Below are 19,080 nucleotides of genomic sequence, written 5' to 3' on the forward strand. Positions count from 1 at the left end.
TGTCAACAAATGTGAGCACCGCTCTTGACTTGCCGGCCACGGCGTCGCATCCTGAATGGGAGAGCACTGCTCTCGTTATTTCAAAAAGGAGATCGGAATGTCCCAACCTGCAGCCTCCGGGCACCAACCGTCCAGGCTCTATGTCGTCACAGGGGCCGGCCCGGTGGGCTGGACCGTCGCCGAACAGTTGGCAGCGGCGGGCCAACGGGTGCGCCTCCTGACGAGGTCCGGCAGCGGACCCGCCCACCCGCTGGTGGAACGAGTGTCGATCGACGTGTCCGAGCCCGCCCGGCTCGGCGAGGCCGTCCAGGGCGCCGCGGCCGTTTTTCATTGCATCCACGGCTCGCGCTACAACGCCGAGGTGTGGGCCAGGGAGCTCCCGGCCGCCGAGCTGAATGTGCTCGCCGCGGCGGGCGCGGCGGGCGCCGTCGTGGTCTTCCCGGAAAGCCTGTACTCCTACAGCACCCCGGAAAACATCATGACCGAGGACAGCCCCCGGCAGGCGCAGGGCGGCAAGCGCGGAGTCCGGACCGCGCTGCTCGCGGCCCGGGCGGCCTCCCCCACCGCCACCGTGAGCATGGTGGCCGGCGATTTCTTCGGGCCGCGGGTCCGCAACTCGCACGCCGGCGAGCGCATGGTCCGGCCCGTCGCGGCCGGCAAGCCAATGCAGGTGATCGGGCGGGCGGACCAGCCGCATTCCTTCACGTATGTCCCGGACCTCGCGGCCGCCATGATTGCGGCGGCTGACAGGCCCCAGGTGTGGAACCGGGTATGGCATGCGCCCACTGGACCTGCACTGACCCAGCGCGAGATCGCGGGGGCATTCGCCAAGGCGGCCGGCGCCCGGGCACCGCGTGTCACCGGCGTTCCCGGGTGGGCGGTGAGGGCAATGGGAGTGTTTTCTCCGGATATGCGGGACCTGGCCGAGACCCTGTACCAGTTCGAGCACCCCTTCGTCATGGATTCCACGGCGAGCCAGGCCGCGCTGGGGCTGACACCGACCCCGCTGCACGAGGCAGCCGCCGCCACCGTCGCCTGGTGGGGGGACCAGGGACTGTGACGGCGGCTGCGGTTTTCGGTTCCGCCTAGCGGACCCCGGCCTCCTCGTTTTCAGCCGGATCTGCCTTCGGATTTTCGGCGGACAGCGTGGCCCGGGCCACGGCCCCGTTCCCGGGCCGGCCGAGCTTGCCGGGCCACCAAAGCCGCGGGCCGATGTCGTAGGCCAGCGCGGGCACCAGCAGGGAGCGGACCAGCACCGTGTCCAGCAGGACGCCGAACGCGACGATGAAGGCGAGCTGGACCAGGAACATGATCGGGATGACGCCGAGGGCGGCGAAGGTGGCCGCCAGGACCACCCCGGCAGAGGTGATGACCCCGCCTGTCACTACGAGGCCGCGCAGGATGCCGGCCCGGGTGCCGTGCTTGAGGGATTCCTCCCGGACCCGGCTCATCAGGAAGATGTTGTAGTCGACGCCCAGTGCCACGAGGAAGACGAAGCCGAACAGGGGCACCGTCGCGTCCGCGCCCGGGAAGCCGAAGACATTGTTGAACACGAAGGCGGAGACGCCCATCGCCGCGGCATAGGACAGGACCACGGAGGCGACCAGCAGGACCGGCGCGAGCACCGAGCGCAGCAGCAGCATGAGGATGACCAGGATGACGCCCAGGACCACCGGGATGATGGTGACGAGGTCGCGCTGGGCAGTGGTGTTGGTATCCAGCGCCGTGGCCGTCACACCGCCGACCAGCACACCGCTGTCTATCTTCTTCAGGTCCTGGCGGAGCGACACCACGGCGTTTTCGGCCTCGGCGGAGTCCGCGGCGTGGTTCAGCGTCGCGTTGATCAGGACCTTCCCGTCCCTGATTGCGGGGGCAGCCGGCGCGCCCGGGGCGCCGGTGATGACCGGGGCGCCGCCTTCGGCCAGCAGGTAGGCGTCTCCGACGCCGTCGCTGGTCTGCAGCTTCGCCAGAACGTCCTGGGCGTTTGCCTCGTCGGCCACGATCACCGCGGGGCTGCCGGACCCGGCGTCGAAGTGCCGGCCCAGGGCATCCTGCCCGTCGACGGCATTGGAGGAGGTGAGGATGACGTCGGTCTGGGCGACGCCGTTGGCTTTAAGCTGCAGGAGGCCTGTAGCGGCTACCAGGAGCAGCAGCACCGAGGCGACCCAGACCGTGCGCGGCCGGCGGGATACGAGCGAACCGGTGGCCCGCCAGAGTCCCTTCTGGCCCTCGAGGCCGGTGACCAGTTCCGGTTCCCGATCGGTTTCCGGGAGCAGTTTGGGCCGGAACGGCCAGAACGCTGCCCGGCCCAGCAGTGCCATCAGGGCCGGCAGCAGGGTCAGGGCGGCGAAGAGCGCGCAGAGGATGCCCGCCGCCGCCACCGGGCCGAGGGCCTTGTTGGAGTTGAGGTCGGAGAACAGCAGGCAGAGCAGCGCGATGATTACGGTGGCGCCGGAGGCCAGGATCGGTTCCCAGGCCGCCTTCCATGCGGTGACGGCGGCGGCCGTCCGGTTGGTGGTGTGGGTCAGGGCTTCGCGGAACCGGGCCACATACAGCAGGGCGTAGTCGGTAGCTGCGCCGATCACCAGGATGGACAGGATGCCCTGGCTCTGGCCGTTCAATTGGATCCAGCCGGCCTTAGCCATGCCAAACACCAGCAGGATCGCGGCGCACAGCGCGAAGACCGACGTGAACAGCACCATGACGGGCAGCAGCAGGGAACGGTAGACAATCAGCAGGATCAGGAACACGGCGCCCAGGGCCACGAGCAGCAGGATGCCGTCAATGCCGGCAAAGGCACTCACAAGGTCCGCGGTGAGGCCGGCCGGTCCGGTGACGAAGGTCTGCATTCCGGCCGGCGCGGACGCCCGGACCTCGTTGCGCAGTTCCTTGACGACCGTTTTCACTTCCGCCGAGGAAGCAATGGGCACCACGAACTGGACTGCCTTGGCGTCCTCGGAGGGGATGGGACCGATCACCGTGCTCCCGGCCTGCAGGGCCTCCAGCTTGCCCTTGAGGGCCGCGGTCTCGCGGAGCTGGGCCGGGGTGAAGGCGGAGTCGCTCTCAACCACGATCACTGCCGGGATCTCCTTGGAGTCCCTGAACTTGGCCTGCCAGTCCGCAGCCTCGGTGGCCTCGGCCCCGGCGGGAAGGAACGATGCCTGGTCATTCGATGACACCTCGCTCAGGCGGCCGAATGTAGGGCCGCCGACGCCGGCGATCGCCAGCCAGGCCAGGACGAGCACTGCGGGGACCAGCCAGCGCAGCCAGAACGGGACACGGGTCGCCGCGGACGAAGTCGTTTTCATGTTTCCTTCCAGGGTGCGCCTCGGAGTGGGAGCAGAGATCAACTCCATAGTAGACTATCTCCATCATAGAGATAACCCATTTGCCGGGGGCACCGGAGGAGAATGGAAAGACAGCCGGCGTCAGGCCTCTCCGCAGACCCTGCAGTAGACTCCCGAAGGCGCCGTCGACAGCGCCGACCTGCCGCGGTCAGACCACCGGGGCAGGATCAAGGGACGAAGGAGGTCCGCCGTGTCAGCCGAATCCCCGGGCCTATCCGAAGACGCGGTCTCGCCCAAGAACACAGTCCCGCCCGAAGCCGCCGGTCCGCCGCCCCTCGTCCGGCTCCTGCAGGAATTCACCCTCGAAGCCAACCGCTACGTGGACTCCGCCGGCGGCCGCAACGACATGCACCGCACGGACCTCAACGCCCTCGCCGTCATCATGCGGCACGCGGCGCGGGACCAGATTGTCACTCCAGGGGTGCTGAGGAAAGAGCTGAACCTCAGCTCCCCGGCCACCACCGCACTGATCGACCGGCTCCACAGTTCCGGCCACGTGGTCCGTGAGCGCGAGGGCGCGGACCGCCGCCAGGTGCAGCTGCGCATGACGCCCAAGGCCTACCGGGACGGCGGCGCAATGTTCCTGCCGCTGGCCCGCCACATGGGTGCGGCCATGGCGACCTTCACGCCCGAAGAACTGGAGATCGCCACCCGCTTCATGAACTCCATGATCGATGCCACTGTCCGGGCCGGTGAGGAAGCGGCCCGCGGCCCCGGGCCGGAGCAAGCGCCGGGGCAGCGCCCCGGCTGACTCGCGGCCCGGGCGTCACGGATGGGCGGCGGTTTGCGGCCGGCCACCAGGGAGCGCCTCCCCGAGTGCAGAAGGCGCCGTTTCCTGTTCTGGGGTCCCGCCAAAGCGCCTGCCGACGCCGACGGCGGCCGCTACCAGGGCCAGCGGAACCCCCAGCGCCCAGCCGCTGAAGATTAGGACGGCCACCATGACCCCGGCCGCCACGATCACGCCGTACCAGGCAACGGTCCGCGGCTGCAGCAGCCGGATGCCGGCCGCCAGCCCAAACGCGGTGACGGCCGTAAAACACGCCGAGGCGGCGCCGATCTGGAACTGCATGTCGATGAGTCCGGCGACGGCGGCAGCGAAGGACAGCAACGTCAGGACGGCCAGAGTTGCCAGGCTTCCGGCGGGTATCTGTCCCCGCCCGGCACCGCGTGCAAGGGCGGGCGGCAGCACGCCGTCGGATGCCAGGGCGGCCCCGAGCCGGCTGGCCCCGGCCACGAAGGTGTTGATGGGGCCGAACGTCAAAACCGCCGCCGCAACCGCGGTGAGCGGGGCCGCCAATGAACCCAGCCCTTTCTCCAGCAACGCCGCGACGGGCACCGCCGTAGCGGGCAGTTCCGGGCCGAGGACGGCCACCGAGGCGGCGACAACGCCAATGTAGACCGCGCCCACCACAATCAGCGTGAGCCACGTGGCCCGCCGGAGATCGCGCCCGGGGTTCCGGAACTCACCGGCCAGGTGCGAGACGGCTTCCCAGCCGGCGAAGCAGAAGAACAGCAGGCTCGCGGCACCGCCGACCGCCCAGTAGCCGTGCGGGGCGAAGGGCTGGAAATTTTCCGCCTTGGCGTGCGGTACCGCGAGGACGACGGCGAGCGCGAGCAGTGCCACCAGCAGCACCATGAGCACCAGTTGCATGCGGCTGGAAACCCTGATGCCGACGGCGTTGCTCGCGAAGGCGGCCAGCAGGATCACCGCCGCCGCGAGGACTGCGGTGTCCCGGCCGCCGCCGACGGCGTGGGCGATGTAGTTGCCGCCGATCACGGCCGTTGCCGGGGCACCGAAGGGGATCGAAAAGTAGAAGAGGTACCCGGCCACCACCGAGGCGCGGCGACCAAAGGCACGCTTGACGAAGTGGGCGATCCCTCCGGCGTCGGGCTGCTGGCGGCTCATTTCGGCGAAGCTGAAGGCAACGGGAATGCAGAACACCAGCAGGACAGCCCAGGCCAGGAGCGACGCCGGGCCTGCCTCCTTGGCTGCGATGGCGGGAAGCACCAGGACACCCGAGCCCAGGATCGCGCCGACATAGATTCCGGTGGCCCGGAACAGGCCCAGTCCGTTGCCGGCGCCGCTGCCGCTGCCGCTGTTGCTGTTGCTGTTGCTGTTGCTGTTGCTGTTGCTGTTGCTGTTGCTGATCTTCACTCCTCCATTCATCCGTAGAATCGCCGGCGCCGGAAGCGGCAAAACTGACGGCCACCCGCAAAAAACTGCCTGCGGCGCGCGCTTGCTGACCCGCAGTTGGGGGTCCACCCTTTTCCGGGCGAGGGAGGGTAGCGTTCCATTATGAGTGCGCAGCAGCCTGACGATGTGTACACGCACGGCCACCACGAGTCGGTGGTCCGTGCCCATGCCTCCCGCACGGCGGAAAACTCGGCAGCGTTCGTGCTCCCGCATCTGATGCCCGGGACCTCCGTCCTCGACGTCGGCTGTGGGCCTGGCAGCATCACCTGCGACTTCGCGGAGCTGGTGGCGCCGGGCAGGGTCACAGGCTTGGACCGCTCCCCCGACATCATCGCCCAGGCCGCGGCCCTCGCCGTCGAGCGCGGCGTGGACAATGTCGGCTTTGCCGCCGGCAACATCTACGACCTCGATTTCCCGGACGAATCCTTCGACGTCGTCCACGCCCATCAGGTCCTCCAGCACCTCACGGACCCCGTCGCGGCGCTGCGGGAGATGCGGCGGGCGGCCAAGGCAGGCGGGATAGTGGCGGTGCGCGACGCCGACTTCCACGGCATGAGCTGGTACCCGGCCATACCCGAACTCGACGACTGGATGGAGCTCTACCAGCGGATCGCCCGCCGCAATGGCGCCGAGCCCGACGCCGGCCGCCGGCTCGTGTCCTGGGCGCAGGCCGCCGGCTTCACGGATGTGGCGCCGTCCAGCAGCAACTGGCTCTACGCCACTGGGCATGAGCGGCGCTGGCAGGCCCGGGTGTGGGGCGAGCGGGTGCTGCATTCGTCCTTTGCCGACCAAGCGCTCGAGTACGGCCTGGCCAGCGAGGCGGACCTGGCCCGGATTTCCGCGGGCTGGCACCGGTGGGGCTCCACCGACGACGGCTGGTTTCTGATTCCCAACGGCGAGGTCATCGCCCGGGCGTGAGCGGCGGCCAGCGGTCACAGCACCGGCACAGCCCGCCGAAAGTGCAGCCATAACTCCGCGCCTGAGGCTGGGTACAGGCCGAATCCTCGGCCGGCCCGGAAGCCCGGGCCCCAGCAAAGGAGTTTCACCATGGCAAAGATCAACAAGACCACCGCGGGCATCATGCTCGCTGCGGTGATCGGCGGCGGCGCCATCGGCGCATCGGCCATCCCCGCGATGGCTGCCGATTCCACCGGCAGCTCGTCCTCGACCCAGGCCACCGACGGCTACGGCACCGGGGGCCAGCGCGGCCCGCACCAGGCCAACGGAAAGACGGAGGAGGTTCTCACCGGCGACACCGCCACGAAGGTCGAGGCGGCGGTAAAGGCCGCCCAGCCGGATGCGACGATCGAGCGGATGGAGACCGACGCCGACGGCGCCACCTACGAAGCCCACATCACGAAGGCGGACGGCACGCGCGCCACCGTCCTGCTGGATGCGAACTTCACGGTGACCGCAACCCAGGAAGGCCAGGGCGGCCCCGGGGACACCGCCACGGATGGCTACACGTCCAACGGCTAACCCTTAGCGGGTCTTGGGCGCGCTCCTTGCACGCCCAAGGCCCGCGATGCTGGCGGCACGGCCGGCCTCCGGGGCGTTCGCCGTCGAGTTGTCTGCAGCCATTCCCTGCTTCCGGGTCTGCGGATAGGGTGCATTAGATATCTGCACTGGAGACCCACGGCAAGGAGAAACCCATGCGCAAATTGACGGCCGGCCTTTTCTGCTCTGTGGACGGCGTGGTTGAAGACCCGTTCAAGTGGCAATTCGACAGCTTCGACGAAGAGCTCGGCGCCGGGATGGGCGAGATGATGGGCCGGATCGACACCGCGCTCCTCGGCCGCGTGGGCTACCAGCAATGGGCAGAATACTGGCCCAACGCCGAAAGCGACGCGGACTTTGCCGGATTCATCAATCCGCTGCCGAAATTTGTCGCGTCCAGGACCCTGACAGGCGAGCTGGATTGGCAAAATTCACGCCTGATCGAGGGCCCGCTGGAAGACTTCGTCGCGGCCCTGAAGAACAGCGACGGCGGCGAAATCGGGATCTTCAGCAGCATTTCGCTGGTCCACCAGTTACTGTTCGCCGGGCTGCTCGACACCTTGATGCTGATCGTCCATCCCGTGATCGCCGGCAGCGGGCGGCGGCTGTTCAACGACGGCGATGCCCTCACCCGGCTGGAGCTGCAGTCGTCCCAGCAGACCAGCAAAGGCAACATGATTCTCAGCTACGGCCTCCGCCGCGACTGACTCCCGTCATCAATCGGACCCGCCACGGCCGGGACCGTAAACTTACCTGGTGCAACCCTCCCTTTGGCTGGCCCTGGCCGGCGCCGGCGTCCTGATCAGCTTCACTCCCGGCGCGGGCGCCATCAACACCATGAGCAACTCCCTGAACTCGGGATTCCGCCGGTCCCTTTGGGGCATCCTGGGCCAGCAGGCCGCCCTCGTTGTGCACATCCTGATCGTGGCCCTCGGCGTCGGGGTGCTCGTGGCGAGCTCACCGGTTGCCTTCAACGTGATCCGCTACGCCGGCGCCGCCTACCTGGTCTACCTGGGCATCCGGCAGTTCCTGCACAAGCCGGACCTGGACCAGGAGAAGGCCGCGGCCCTGCGCAACGAGCCGGGCCTGTCCATGTTCCGCCGTGGCCTCTGGGTCAATCTGCTCAACCCCAAAGCCGTGGTCTTCTTCCTGGCCTTCATGCCGCAGTTCATCCGGCCGGAGCAGCCGCTGCTGCCGCAGTACTTGGTCCTGGCCGCTACCGTGATCGTGATCGACGTGGCGGTCATGTGGTTCTTCTTCGCGGCTGCGGCCCGGTCCTTCCAGCGCTTCACCCGCGACGCCCGCGGACAAAAGGTCCTGAACCGGACGTTCGGCGGGCTCTTCGTCGGCGTCGGCGTCCTGCTGGCCGCAATCCACTAGGCACCGCGGCCGCCGGCGTCCCGGCACCGGCGGCCGGCTCACCGTCCGGGACCGCTCCTCTGTCAGACGTGGCCGGGCGCCAGCTTTCGGAGGTCCGCTTTCCGGATCTTGCCGCTCGCTGTCCGGGGCATCTCGTCCACGAAGACGACTGATTTGGGGATCTTGTACCTCGCCAGCCGGCCCTCCAGGTGGGAGCGCAGCTGTTCTTCCGTGAGCCGGGCGCCCTCCCGCAACAGCACCACGGCCCGCGGCACCTCGCCCCATTTCTCGTCCGGCACCCCGATCACCGCGACGCTTCCGACGGCGTCGAGCTCGGCGATCGCCTGCTCCACCTCGGCGGGATAGATGTTCTCCCCGCCGGAGATGATCATGTCCTTGAGCCTGTCGGAGATGAACACGAAACCGTCCGGGTCCTTGTAGCCCATGTCGCCGGACTTGAACCAGCCGTCCCCTGTGTAGGAGTCCGACGAGGCCTCGGGCCGGTTCCAGTACTGGTGGATGACGTTGGGACCCTTGATCTGGATCTCCCCCACCATTCCGGGCGCAGCGGGCCCGGACGCCGGGTCGAGGGGATCGGCCACCCGGACATCGGTGAAGAAATGCGGCAGTCCGGAGGACCCGGCCTTGTCCCGGGACCTCGCCGCCGGCAGCGTGGTGGCGCCCGGGGCCGTCTCGGTCATGCCGTAGCCGTTGGAGAAGCGCAGCCCCCTCCGCTCGTAGGCTTCCAGGACCCGCATCGGCACCGCGGACCCGCCGCATGTCAGTTTGTTCAGCGAGCTGAGGTCCGTGGCGTCCCAGTCCGGGTGCTCGCACAGCATCTGGTAGGTCGTGGGCACCCCGCTGATAGTCGTTGCGCGGTGCTGCTGGATCAGCTCGAGCGTCCGGCGGGGATCGAACTTGGCCTCCAATATCACGGTGCCACCTTTGAGGAGCGTGGGCAGGACGCCCATGTCCAGGGAGGCGACGTGGAACATCGGGGAGATCATGAGAGCCACGTCGGTGGAGGCAAAGTCGAAATCGACCAGCACGTTGATGCAGTTCCACGTGATGTTGCCGTGGGTCAGGAGCGCGCCTTTGGGGTTTCCGGTGGTTCCGGAGGTGTAGAGGATCATGGCGGCGTCGTCCAGGCCCACGGGCTCGTCCGGCGCCAGCGCCGCACCGGACGCAATGACGGCCTCATACGCCTCCACGGCGGTTCCCCGGCCAGCGCCGCCGTCGCCGCCGCCGTCGGCCCCGCCGTCGGGCAGCGTTGGATCGGGCACTGTTTCGGCTGGCGCTGTCGACTCGTCGACGACGATCCGCGAACCCACGGCCGTCTCCGCCGAGCCGCGTTCGGCGAGCACCGCGAGCGACGCCGAGTGGACCAGCACGACAGCGCCGCTGTCCCGGAGCTGGAACTGGATCTCGGGCGGCGCGAGCCGGGTGTTCAGCGGGACGAAGACGGCACCTGCCAGGCCGGCGGCGAAGAGGGTCTCCAGGAAGGAGGGATCGTTTTCGCCCAGGTAGGCCACCCTGTCGCCTTTGATTACGCCGCGGTCCCGGAGGGCGTTGGCGAGCCGGGTGGAGCGTCCCGCGAGCTCGCTGTAGCTGAGACTGCGTTCCCCGGCGATGATTGCGGTCTTGGTGCCCGACTTCGGGCGGCGCCGTTGCAGCCACGAGCCGATGCCAAAATTCTCCACGGAAAATCCTTTCTAGTTAGACGGTAGCGCCGGCGGGCCTGGTTAGGACCGGACAGTCTGCAGATCGTTGTTCTTGGGCTCTCGCGTCAGCAGGATGAAGACGATCGACACGACGGACATGATGGCCAGGTACCAGACCACGGCGGCGGTGTCCTGTCCGGAATCCTTGAAGATCTGCGCCACAATGCCCGGCGTGAATCCCGCGCCGAGGAGCGTGGCGAGCTGGTAGCCCAGCGAGGCGCCGGTGTAGCGCGAGGTGGTGCCGAACTGCTCGGACACGAACGCCGCGAGCGGGCCGAACAGGGTGGAATGGATCATGAGGCCCACGGCGAAGGCCACGAAGATCAGCCCGATGTTGTTGGAGGACAGGAGCTGGAACATCGGCGTGAGGTACAGGATGAAGAGCACCAGGCCGCCGATCATGACGGGCCGCCGTCCCAGCTTGTCGGAGAGCCGGCCGCCCATGATCACGAAGGCGATGGACACGAAGGAGGCGGCCGCGAAGGCGTAGAGAACGCCCTGCCGGTCCGCACCCTTGGACACGGCGTAGGTCACGGAGAACGTGGCCAGCACCACCTGGAGCGCAAACCCGGCCGCGCCGGCCAGCATGGTGAAGATCAGGGTCTTGGGCCGGCGCAGGACCTGCAGGAGGGGAATCTCGCGGCGCACCGGCGCGCTGCCCGGCACCGTCCGCTGGGTGTTGTCCCGTTCGGCCTGTTCCCGCTCGGCTTTCTCTTGTTCCAGTGCCGCCTTGAAGATGGGGCTTTCGGAGACCTTGAGCCGGACGAACATGCCGATGCCCAGCAGGACGAAGGACAGCAGGAACGGCACGCGCCAGCCCCAGGCCAGGAACTGCTCGTTGGGCAGGGCCGCGAACGCGCCCATCACCAGGGTGCCCAGCACCGCGCCGGTGGGGGCGCCGGCGTTGACGAACGAAGCCGCGAAGCCGCGCTTGCCCGATTCCGAATGCTCCAGCGCCATGAGGGCGGCGCCGCCCCACTCCCCTCCGACGGCAATGCCCTGGCAGACCCGGAGGATCACGAGCATCACGGCACCCCAGGCTCCGGCCACCGCGGCGCCGGGCACCAGTCCGATCAGGGTGGAGGCGATGCCCATGACCAGCATCGAGACAATCAGCATGTTCTTGCGTCCCAGCCGGTCGCCGAAGTGGCCGAAGATGATGCCGCCGAGGGGCCGTGCCACGTAGCCGGCGGCGAACGTCCCGTACGCGGCCACCACCCCCACCCATTCGTCCGCGCCGGAGAAGAACACCTTGGGAAAGACCACCGCGGCGGCCGTGGCATAGAGCAGGAAGTCGTAGTACTCGATGGTGCTGCCGAGATAGCTGGAGGCAATGACGGTCCGTGCTTCACGGCGACGCGTACCCGCGTCCATGGCCTGCAACTGCGAAATTTGGGACATCGTTGTTCCTTATGGCAGAGGGGGGATGGTGAAGGGGTGTGGCGGTTTACTTGTAGAAGCGGGCGAGGAACTCGGCCACGACGGCCGGGCGTTCCTGGCCTTCGATCTCGATCGTGTTGGCCACCTTGATCTGGGCGCCGCCCTTGACCTCGGTGACTTCCGCGATGGTGGCCCGCATGCGGATGCGCGAACCCACCTTGACGGGGGAGGTGAAGCGGACCTTATCGAGGCCGTAGTTGACCTTGGTGGTGACGCCGTCGACGTCGAACAGCTCGCCCCAGAACGGGATGATGAGCGAGAGGGTGAGGAAGCCGTGGGCGATCGGGGCGCCGAACGGGCCGTCCTTGGCGCGTTCCGGGTCCACGTGGATCCACTGGTCGTCGCCCGTGGCGTCGGCGAACTTGTTGATCTGTTCCTGGGTGATTTCGCGGTAGTCGGTGGCGCCGAGGTCGGTGCCGGCGAGGGTGAGGAGTTTGTCGAAGTCGACGACGAGGTTGGGCATCTTTGGCTCCTGGAGCGGTTGGGTTTGGTTGTACGACGACGGCGGAACACCGTCAGCGGGTAAAGAGCGTCAGTGGGTGAAGGCGCTGTGGCCGGTGAGGGCCCGGCCGACGATCAGGGCATTGATCTCGTGGGTCCCCTCATAGGAGTAGACGGCCTCTGCATCGGCATGGAACCGTGCGACGTCGGCCGCGAGCGTGATGCCGTTGCCGCCCACCACTTCGCGGGCCAGCGCCACGGTCTCGCGCATCAGCAGGGAGGTCTGCATCTTGGCCAGGGCCGAGTGCTGGTCCCGGTAGATGCCCTTCTCCTGCTGTTCGGTCAGCCGGACCACCAGGGACAGCGCCGAGGTGACGTTGCCGAGCATCCGGGCGAGCTTTTCCTGGACGAGCTGGAAGGACGCGAGCGGGCGGCCGAACTGCCGGCGCCCGGAGACGTAGCGCAGCGCGGCTTCGAAAGCTCCTGCCGCGATGCCGGCGGCGATCCACGCGACGTCCGAGCGCATGGCCCGCAGCATCGCCGCCACGTCCCGGAACGAGTTCACGTTGTGGAGCCGCCTGGCCTCGGGGACGCGGACGCCGTTGAGGGTGATGTGGGCGTTCTGCATCATCCGCAGCGCGGTCTTGCCGTGGATCTTCTCCAGGGTCACGCCGGCCGCCTCGCGGTCCACGAGGAAAGCCTTGACCTGGCCGTCGGCGACGTCGCGGGCGAAGACGGCAAGGACGTCGGCCGTTGCCGCGCCGCCGATCCAGCGCTTGGCGCCGTCCAGGACCCAGGTGTCGCCGTCCGGGCCGGTCTCACGCCCCTTTTCCCTGCGGGCCGTCGTCGCGAGTCCGCCGGCGATGTCGGAGCCGGATTCCGGCTCGGTCAGCGAGAAGACGCCCTTGAGCGAGAAGTCGATGACCCTGGGCATCCATTCGGCCTGCTGTTCCGCGGAGGCCCCGACCCGGATGGCGGTCCGGAACAGCCCGGCCTGGGCCGTGTACCAGGTGGCCAGCGAGGCGTCCGTGCGGGCGAGTTCGAAGATCCGGAAGCCCTGGTAGATGCCCCGGGCCGGTGTCTGACCCGCACCCGGGGCGCCGGTCAGTTCCGCCGGTTCCATGAGGTCCAGATCGATCAGCGGCCGCGCGAGCTGGTCCGGGAACTCGCCGCGCTCCCAGTAGTCGGCCAGGAGCGGCCGGGCCTGGGTGTCCAGGAACTCCCGCAGCCGCCCCAGCACTTTCCGCTCCGCGTCGGTGAGGAGGGATTCGGCGTCGTAGTAGTCGCAGACGCCGTAGAGGCGCTCCTGGGCTGTTGTCTGGGGCGCGGTTTCCACGGACACCTCAGCCACCGAGCCCGAGCAGGCGGACGGCGTTGTGCTTGAGGATCTTGGGCCGGACCTCGTCCTTCAGCGGCAGGTCCGCGAAGGCGCCCAGCCATTTCTGCGGGGTGATGAGCGGGAAGTCGGTGCCGAACAGGACCTTGTCCTGCAGGACCGAGTTGGCCATCCGGACCAGGGACTCCGGGAAGTACTTCGGGGACCAGCCGGAGAGGTCGATGAACACGTTGGCCTTGTGCGTGGCGATCGAGTTGGCCTCGTCCTGCCACGGCACCGAGGGGTGGGCCATGATGATTTGCAGCTCCGGGAAGTCCGCGGCCACGGCGTCGAGCAGGAGCGGGTTGGAGTAGGCCAGTTTGATGCCGTACCCGCCCGGGAGCCCGGCCCCCATGCCGTTCTGTCCCGTGTGGAAGATGGCCGGCAGGCGCAGTTCCTGCAGGGTTTCCCAGAGCGGGTAGAACTGCTCGTTGGAGGGGTCGAAGCCCTGCAGGCTCGGGTGGAACTTGAACCCGCGCACGCCGAGGTCGATTGCCTGGTACTTGGCGCCCTGGATCGCCTCGGCGCCGGTGCGGGGGTCCACGCTCCCGAAGGGGATCAGGACGTCGTTGTTCCGCGCCGCCCCGGCAATGAGGTCCGGGATGCTGTTGGGCTCGTGCTTGAGCTGGGTCCGGGCGTCGACGGTGAAGACGACGGCGGCCATGTTCAGTTCACGGTAGACCTCGGCGATCCGGTCCAGCGAAGGGCTGCGGTCCTCGGCCTTGAAGTACTTGGCGGAGGCCTCGGTCAGGGCCGCCGGAAGGGACTCGTGGCCGTGGCCGTCCACTTCGAGGTGGACGTGCATGTCGATCGCATCGAGTGAGGCGGCGTCGATGCCGGGTTCGTAGCGCTGGGCAGCCATGTCAGCGGACCTCCGCCGGTTCGGGCTGCAGTTCCGCCGGCAGGGGCAGGAAGTCCTCGCCGACGCTTTGCAGCTTGTCCCCGAAGAGCGCGCCGAAGTTGTCCACGAGATCCTGGTAGCCCCAGCCGCCCTCGCGGTATTCGGTGGCGGCTGCCTCGGGGTGCGTCCAGAGTTGCAGCCGGTCACCGCCCGCCCCGATTGCCTGGCCGGTGACGCCGGCGGCAGCGTCGGAGGCCAGGAAGGCCACCAGCCCGGCGACGTCGCCGGCCGTGCCAAACCCGAGGTCGTGGCGGAAGAAGGCCGGCATGGCCTCTCCGCGCTCGTCGGCCCCGACGGCCTTCTGGAAGTACGGGACGGTCTTGGTCATGGCGGTGGCGGCCACGGGAATGACGGCGTTGGCGGTGACGCCGGCTTTCTTCATTTCCAGCGCCCAGGTGCGCACCATGCCCACGATTCCGGCCTTCGCGGCGGCGTAGTTGGTCTGGCCGAAGTTGCCGCGCTGGCCCGTCGGGGAGCCGATGGTGATGATGCGGCCGGGAATGCCGTGCTCCTTGAAGTAGCCGAAGGCCTCCCGGGCGCAGGTGAAGGTGCCGCGGAGGTGGACGTTGATCACGGCGTCGAAGTCCTCGTCCGTCATCTTCAGCAGGCTCTTGTCCCGCAGGATGCCGGCGTTGGTGACCAGGATGTCCAGCCGGCCGAACTCCGTGACGGCCGCCTGCACGAGCTTCTTGGCGACGTCGGAGCTGCCCACCGGGGCGACGACGGCGGCTGCGCGGCCGCCGTCGGACTGAATCGTCCGGACAGCGTCGGCGGCGACCTCGGCGTCCACATCGTTGACGACGACGGCGGCGCCCTGGCGGGCCAGTTCCCGGGCGTAGGCCAGGCCGAGGCCCCGTCCGCTTCCGGTGACGATTGCTACTTTTCCTGACAGGCTCATTGCCGCTCCTTTGCTAGCTGCCTTGTGCATCCGGCCCCGCGGCATGGGATGCTGTTCTGTATCCATGAAAATATGGATAGTTGAAAAAGTCAACGATTTATTTTTTGGACTATTGGAGTTGGGCATGGCGACCGAAGTTGACGACGAGCCGGGCACCGAGCCTGCGGAGAAGCTCACGGCGGCAACCATCAGCGTGGACGCGGGTTTCCTGCTGGCCAAGCTGCATGCCGGCGGGTCGGTCCTGAACAACCGCGCCCTGGCCGCGTTCGATCTCAAGGAGCGCTCCTATTCGGTGCTGGCCCTGGCCAACAGCGGGCTGGAACCAACCCAGCGGGAGATGGCCGAGTTCCTCAGCCTGGACCCGAGCCAGATTGTCGCCCTGATCGACGAGCTGGAGAAGCGCGGGCTGGTGATCCGGGCGCCCGGGAAGCTGGACCGGCGCGCCAAGATTGTTTCCTCGACCCCGGAGGGGGAAGCCCTCTTCCGGCGGGCCGAGGCCGCGGCGCGGGACGCGGAATCCGCCGCCCTGGCCGGCCTCAGTGCCCCGGAGATCGAAACCCTCAAGGGGTTGCTCCGCAAGGCGCTGTGGGGGCCGGCGGCCTGATCGCGGCCGCTCAAGCACTGGGGGAATACCCTTGGGGCAGGAGGGAGCCATGACCGTTCGCAGCGCCGGCCTTCTGCTGTACCGGCTAAGGGGTGCATCACCGCCCGGCGGGGCGCCGCCATCCGGCAGCACACCGCAGGTTGAGCTCTGGATAGCCCACATGGGCGGACCGTTCTGGGCCCGCAAGGACTCCCGCGGCTGGTCCATCCCCAAGGGGGAATACCTCGCCGACGAGGACCCCCTGGCGGCCGCGCACCGCGAGTTCGCGGAGGAAATCGGCACACCGGCACCCGCCGCCGACTACCACCGGCTCGGCGACTTCCGCCAGCCCTCCGGCAAGATCATCACGGTCTTCACGGCGGAAACGGACTTCCAGCCCGAACGCATCGTGAGCAACACCTTCGAGCTGGAGTGGCCGAGGGGATCCGGCACGATCGGCAGCTTCCCCGAGATCGACCGCGCGGAATGGACCGCCGAGCCCGCAGCCCGGTCCAGGCTGGTCAAGGGCCAGCTGCCGGTCCTCGACGCGCTGGTCCGGCACCTTGGGCTGGAGCCGGCCGCACCCGGGCCCGGGCATGACAAAAACTAAAGGTCAGTTGACATCTTTTGTAATACTTCGCGGGGGCCAGCTAGCCAAGAGGCCCGGGATCGTTCATGCTTAGCTATGACCTCAATGTCGAGCCAGTACCGGATCATCGCGGTCTGCACCGGAAACATCTGCCGGTCCCCGATGGCGGAACTTATGCTGGCGGAGGCATTCCGGGCCGAGCGCCTCACGGGGGCCGTGGTCGATTCCGCCGGCACCACTGCGTATGAGGCCGGCCGGCCCATCGATCCCCGGGCAGCGCGCAAACTCACGGCGCAGAACATCGCTTCGGACCGCCACGTGGCGCGCGAATGGCGGCCCGAATGGTTCGCGAGCCGGGATCTGATCCTGGCCCTCGACGTCGACCACTACGGCTGGCTCCGGCAGGCAGCACCGGACCGGGTCTCGCTGGCCAAGATCCGCATGCTCCGCAGCTTCGACCCCGCCGTGGCCGACGAGGACCCGCTGGAGCAGGGCATCGAGGACCCGTGGTACGGCGGCCACACCGACTTCGACACCACCTGGAACCTCATCCGGGCCTCCCTTCCGGGGATTGTGCAGCACGTACGCACCGAGCTTGGGCGGCAGGACGGGCAACATCACGGCAGTGATCAAGCCAATGCACAGCAGCCGGTACGCTCTATTTCATGAGCCCCGCACCCGTCATCATCGCAATCGACGGGCGCTCCGGCTCCGGCAAGACCACCCTGGCCATCGAACTGGCGGCGCGGTTGAGGGAACACCACAAGGTCTCCCTCTTCCACCTCGAGGACATCTATCCCGGCTGGAACGGGCTGGCGGCGGGGATCGAACGCTACGTCACCACCGTGCTTTCGCCCTTGCGGCGCGGGGAGAACGCGGAATGGGTCAGCTGGGACTGGGCACGGCACTACGACGGCGAGGCCCGCACCACACGCCCGGCCGAAATCGTCCTGGTGGAGGGCGTCGGTGCCGCCGCGGCGGCCGCAGTGCCCCTGCTGGACGCCGTGATCTGGGCGGACTCCTCCGACGCGGACCGCCGGGCCCGGGCGCTGGCCCGGGACGGCGACACCTACGAACCGTTTTGGGACCAGTGGGCTGCGCAGGAAGCGGAGTGGCTGGCGGCCGATGACGTCCCGTCCCGCGCGGATCTGCACGTGCTCAACCTGGCGGACGGCACCGCCCCGGACGACGTCCTGCAGGCCCTTCAGTACCTTCCCGCCGTCGCCCCTGCCCTGCTGCCCGAACTCGCCGCCCGGCGCGGGCTGCAGTTGCTGGCAGAACGGATCGAGGCCTGGCCCGAGGCCGGGCAGCTGTTTGCGGCGCTCTTTGGCGGTTCACCCAACGCCGTATGGCTCGACTCCTCCCTGGACCCGGCAGGACTGGCCCCGGAGGCAGCGGAGCGGAGCCGCTTCAGCATTTTGGCCGACGACGGCGGCCGCTTCGGCCAGGCCGTCCGGCACAGTTCCGGACGGACCCGCGTCAGCACGGGCCAGGCCACCGTGACTACCGATGGCCCGTTCTTCCGCTGGCTCGACGGCGTGTGGGGCCGCCGCGCGCTCCGCGCACCCGAAGCCTACCCGTGCGAGTTCACCCTGGGCTGGCTCGGGTACCTCGGCTACGAGCTCAAGCGCGAAACCGGCGGGAACGACGTCACCGCCGCCACCCCGGACGCCTGCCTGATCTTCGCCGGCCGTGCCGTGGTCCTTGACCATGCCGAGGGCACTGCCTGGCTGCTGACCCTGGACGCACCCGACGCCGGGGACTGGCTTGAGACGGCACGCACGGCCGTCACCGCGGCCGCGTCGGCGCCCGGGGCAGCGCACGCCTCCCCGGTCCAGCGTGCCAGCGCCCCGCAACCCTCCGCCCCGCGCTTCGCCGCCCGGGACTCGGAAGCCGGCTACAAGGCGAAGGTCACCGAGGCCCAGCGGGAGATCGCGGAAGGAAACACCTACGAGGTCTGCCTGACCACGGTGCTCACGGCTGCCTCGCCCGCGGGGCCTCACGGTGTGGATCCGTGGCCGGCCTACCTGGACCTGCGGCACCGGAACCCGGCCCCGTTCGCCAGCTTCCTGCGGTTCGGCGGGCTCGCCGTGGCGAGCACGTCGCCGGAGCGGTTCCTGCAGATTGCCGCGGACGGCAGGATGCGGGCCGAGCCGATCAAGGGCACGCGCCGCCGGGACACAGATCCAGGCACGGATGCCGCCCTGCGCCAGGAGCTGGAGTCTTCGGCCAAGGACCGGGCGGAAAACATCATGATCGTGGACCTGTTGCGCAACGACTTGAGCCATTTCGCCGTCCCGGGTTCGGTGGCCGTCAGCCGGCTGTGCGCGATCGAGAGCTACGCCACCGTGCACCAGATGGTGAGCACCATCGATGCCCGGCTGCGGCCCGGGATGCCGCGGGCCGAGGCGGTTGCGGCCTGCTTCCCCGCGGGTTCGATGACCGGCGCCCCGAAGGTCAGCACCATGGCCATCCTGGACCGGCTGGAGGCCGCGCCGCGCGGCGTGTACTCCGGGGCGATCGGCTACTTCTCCCTGAACGGGGCCGCCGACCTCGCCGTGGCAATCCGGACCCTCGTGGTCAGCGCCCTCGGCGAGGGTGCCGCGGAACTGAGTCTCGGCGTCGGCGGCGCTGTCACCGCCGACTCGACCCCGCAGGAGGAGTACGACGAAATCCGGACCAAAGCGTTCGGCGTCCTCTCGACGCTCGGCGCCGGGTTTCCCACGGGCTGAGTC

The 19,080-nt window shown here is 68.6% G+C and carries 18 protein-coding genes; 10 read left to right on the plus strand and 8 right to left on the minus strand.

The window, feature by feature from the left end; all coding sequences use genetic code 11:
- Window positions 1–97: 97 nt before the first annotated feature.
- Window positions 98–1,060: an NAD-dependent epimerase/dehydratase family protein gene (locus AC1DN2_RS13890; RefSeq protein WP_476850747.1), complete on the plus strand. Its 963-nt coding sequence runs from the start codon at window positions 98–100 to the stop codon at window positions 1,058–1,060.
- A gap of 25 nt (window positions 1,061–1,085) precedes the next feature.
- Here AC1DN2_RS13890 and AC1DN2_RS13895 read toward each other — a convergent pair whose 3' ends face one another.
- Window positions 1,086–3,308, minus strand: a complete 2,223-nt coding sequence (locus AC1DN2_RS13895) for an MMPL family transporter (protein WP_476850748.1) — start codon at window positions 3,306–3,308, stop codon at window positions 1,086–1,088.
- Window positions 3,309–3,537: 229 nt separating this feature from the next.
- Here AC1DN2_RS13895 and AC1DN2_RS13900 point away from each other — a divergent pair, with 229 nt between their 5' ends.
- On the plus strand, window positions 3,538–4,098 hold the full coding sequence (locus AC1DN2_RS13900; RefSeq protein WP_230010948.1) for a MarR family winged helix-turn-helix transcriptional regulator: 561 nt from the start codon (window positions 3,538–3,540) through the stop codon (window positions 4,096–4,098).
- Window positions 4,099–4,113: 15 nt separating this feature from the next.
- Here AC1DN2_RS13900 and AC1DN2_RS13905 read toward each other — a convergent pair whose 3' ends face one another.
- Window positions 4,114–5,502 (minus strand): APC family permease, encoded by a 1,389-nt coding sequence (locus AC1DN2_RS13905; RefSeq protein ID WP_476850749.1) that lies wholly within the window; start codon window positions 5,500–5,502, stop codon window positions 4,114–4,116.
- Window positions 5,503–5,643: 141 nt separating this feature from the next.
- On the opposite strand from AC1DN2_RS13905, the gene AC1DN2_RS13910 reads away from it, so the two are divergent.
- The 4 genes from AC1DN2_RS13910 to AC1DN2_RS13925 all read left to right on the plus strand — a co-directional run bounded on the left by AC1DN2_RS13910 (window position 5,644) and on the right by AC1DN2_RS13925 (window position 8,418).
- Complete coding sequence (locus AC1DN2_RS13910; RefSeq protein ID WP_243180592.1) at window positions 5,644–6,459, plus strand: methyltransferase domain-containing protein; 816 nt, start codon at window positions 5,644–5,646, stop codon at window positions 6,457–6,459.
- A 129-nt stretch (window positions 6,460–6,588) separates the two neighbouring features.
- A complete protein-coding gene (locus AC1DN2_RS13915; RefSeq protein WP_476850750.1) occupies window positions 6,589–7,020 on the plus strand; it encodes a hypothetical protein in 432 nt (143 codons plus the stop codon).
- A 173-nt stretch (window positions 7,021–7,193) separates the two neighbouring features.
- Window positions 7,194–7,745 carry a dihydrofolate reductase family protein gene (locus tag AC1DN2_RS13920; protein WP_476850751.1) on the plus strand — a complete coding sequence of 184 codons (552 nt, stop codon included), beginning with the start codon at window positions 7,194–7,196 and terminating at the stop codon, window positions 7,743–7,745.
- Between the two features lie 49 nt (window positions 7,746–7,794).
- Window positions 7,795–8,418 carry a LysE family transporter gene (locus AC1DN2_RS13925; protein WP_476850752.1) on the plus strand — a complete coding sequence of 208 codons (624 nt, stop codon included), beginning with the start codon at window positions 7,795–7,797 and terminating at the stop codon, window positions 8,416–8,418.
- A 62-nt stretch (window positions 8,419–8,480) separates the two neighbouring features.
- Here the strand turns inward: AC1DN2_RS13925 and AC1DN2_RS13930 are convergent, their stop codons facing one another.
- The 6 genes from AC1DN2_RS13930 to AC1DN2_RS13955 all read right to left on the minus strand — a co-directional run bounded on the left by AC1DN2_RS13930 (window position 8,481) and on the right by AC1DN2_RS13955 (window position 15,173).
- A complete protein-coding gene (locus AC1DN2_RS13930; protein ID WP_476850753.1) occupies window positions 8,481–10,097 on the minus strand; it encodes an acyl-CoA synthetase in 1,617 nt (538 codons plus the stop codon).
- Between the two features lie 42 nt (window positions 10,098–10,139).
- The gene (locus AC1DN2_RS13935; RefSeq protein WP_476850754.1) at window positions 10,140–11,519 is read right to left on the minus strand and encodes an MFS transporter; all 1,380 of its coding nucleotides are present in this window, start codon (window positions 11,517–11,519) and stop codon (window positions 10,140–10,142) included.
- A 46-nt stretch (window positions 11,520–11,565) separates the two neighbouring features.
- Window positions 11,566–12,021 carry a MaoC family dehydratase gene (locus tag AC1DN2_RS13940; RefSeq protein WP_090952699.1) on the minus strand — a complete coding sequence of 152 codons (456 nt, stop codon included), beginning with the start codon at window positions 12,019–12,021 and terminating at the stop codon, window positions 11,566–11,568.
- Between the two features lie 69 nt (window positions 12,022–12,090).
- Complete coding sequence (locus AC1DN2_RS13945; protein WP_476850755.1) at window positions 12,091–13,335, minus strand: acyl-CoA dehydrogenase family protein; 1,245 nt, start codon at window positions 13,333–13,335, stop codon at window positions 12,091–12,093.
- Window positions 13,336–13,342: 7 nt separating this feature from the next.
- The gene (locus tag AC1DN2_RS13950; protein ID WP_476850756.1) at window positions 13,343–14,236 is read right to left on the minus strand and encodes an amidohydrolase family protein; all 894 of its coding nucleotides are present in this window, start codon (window positions 14,234–14,236) and stop codon (window positions 13,343–13,345) included.
- Between the two features lies 1 nt (window position 14,237).
- Window positions 14,238–15,173: an SDR family NAD(P)-dependent oxidoreductase gene (locus tag AC1DN2_RS13955; protein ID WP_476850757.1), complete on the minus strand. Its 936-nt coding sequence runs from the start codon at window positions 15,171–15,173 to the stop codon at window positions 14,238–14,240.
- A 124-nt stretch (window positions 15,174–15,297) separates the two neighbouring features.
- On the opposite strand from AC1DN2_RS13955, the gene AC1DN2_RS13960 reads away from it, so the two are divergent.
- From AC1DN2_RS13960 to pabB, 4 genes are all read left to right on the plus strand, one after another.
- Window positions 15,298–15,777, plus strand: coding sequence for a MarR family winged helix-turn-helix transcriptional regulator (locus AC1DN2_RS13960; protein ID WP_476850758.1), 480 nt, complete (start codon window positions 15,298–15,300; stop codon window positions 15,775–15,777).
- A gap of 49 nt (window positions 15,778–15,826) precedes the next feature.
- Window positions 15,827–16,366 carry an NUDIX hydrolase gene (locus AC1DN2_RS13965; protein ID WP_476850759.1) on the plus strand — a complete coding sequence of 180 codons (540 nt, stop codon included), beginning with the start codon at window positions 15,827–15,829 and terminating at the stop codon, window positions 16,364–16,366.
- A 75-nt stretch (window positions 16,367–16,441) separates the two neighbouring features.
- On the plus strand, window positions 16,442–17,014 hold the full coding sequence (locus AC1DN2_RS13970) for a low molecular weight protein-tyrosine-phosphatase (RefSeq protein WP_476850760.1): 573 nt from the start codon (window positions 16,442–16,444) through the stop codon (window positions 17,012–17,014).
- Window positions 17,011–19,077 carry an aminodeoxychorismate synthase component I gene (gene pabB / locus AC1DN2_RS13975; RefSeq protein ID WP_476850761.1) on the plus strand — a complete coding sequence of 689 codons (2,067 nt, stop codon included), beginning with the start codon at window positions 17,011–17,013 and terminating at the stop codon, window positions 19,075–19,077. The genes AC1DN2_RS13970 and pabB overlap by 4 nt, the downstream gene beginning before the upstream one ends.
- Window positions 19,078–19,080 lie beyond the last annotated feature (3 nt).

This window comes from Arthrobacter sp. 01L42 (assembly GCF_056400005.1).